The 842-nt window shown below is 81.5% G+C and carries 1 protein-coding gene; it reads right to left on the bottom strand.

Going from position 1 to position 842, the window contains the following annotated elements; all coding sequences use genetic code 11:
* Nucleotides 1-368 precede the first annotated feature (368 nt).
* Nucleotides 369-842, bottom strand: a 474-nt coding sequence (locus ABEB16_RS20490) for a type II secretion system F family protein (RefSeq protein ID WP_345714040.1), incomplete at its 5' end; no start/stop codon positions are given.

Below are 842 nucleotides of genomic sequence, written 5' to 3'. Positions count from 1 at the left end.
GGCGCCGCGGACGGGTGCGGGCGGCCACCGGCACGCCCGCACCCCCGCCGGCCCCGGCGATCCCATCGGTCCCGTCGGTCCTGCAGGCCCCGGTCCGGCGTGCGTCCGGCCGGTCAGTGCCGACCTCGGTCGTCGTGCTGGTCATGGCGTCCTCCCCCGGCGACGCGGCCGGTGCGCGGGCCGCGTCCGCGACCTGTCCGGAAGCCTGGCCGCGCCGGTGGCCCCGCACCGCCGGCCGGCCCACCCCTGGGGACGCAGGCGCCCGCCGCGGGGGTTGTGGACGGCCCGGTCGCACGCGGACCCGGGCGGGCGGACGCCGCACGGGCCGTCCACGGCCGGACGTCGCACGGGCCGTCCACGGTTGGACGTCAGGGGTCGCCGAGGACCGAGCCGGCCAGGGACAGCAGGACGGGCACCACGCCGAGCAGCACGAAGGCCGGCAGCGTGCACAACCCCAGCGGCAGGACCAGCCGCGCCCCCAGCCGGGCGGCCGCCACCTCCGCGCGACGGCGCTGCTCGCGGCGCAGCTGCGCGGAACCCGCCTCCAGCAGCTCGGCCGCGGGGGCTCCCGTCGCCGCGGACAGCAGCAGGGGCCCGTGCAGCGGCTCCAGCTCCGCGGGCGCACCGGCCCACGCCACCTCCGGGGATGCCCCGAGCGCGAGCTGGGCCTGCACGCGCCGCAACGCCTCGCGCAGCGGGTCGCGCGAGGCGGGCAGCACGGCGAGCGCCACGTCCAGGGCCGCGGCCGGTGGCGCACCCGCGCGGGTGGCGGCCGCCACGAGGTCGCAGCACAGCGGCAGGTCCAGCGGGTGGGCCCGCGGGGTCGGCACGGCACGCCGCCC

This window comes from Kineococcus glutinatus (genome assembly GCF_039542765.1).
In the GTDB taxonomy this organism is placed as follows: Bacteria; Actinomycetota; Actinomycetes; order Actinomycetales; family Kineococcaceae; genus Kineococcus_A; species Kineococcus_A glutinatus.
Note: the sequence above shows the minus strand (reverse complement) of the source record. Positions and strands in the feature narration are given on the sequence as shown.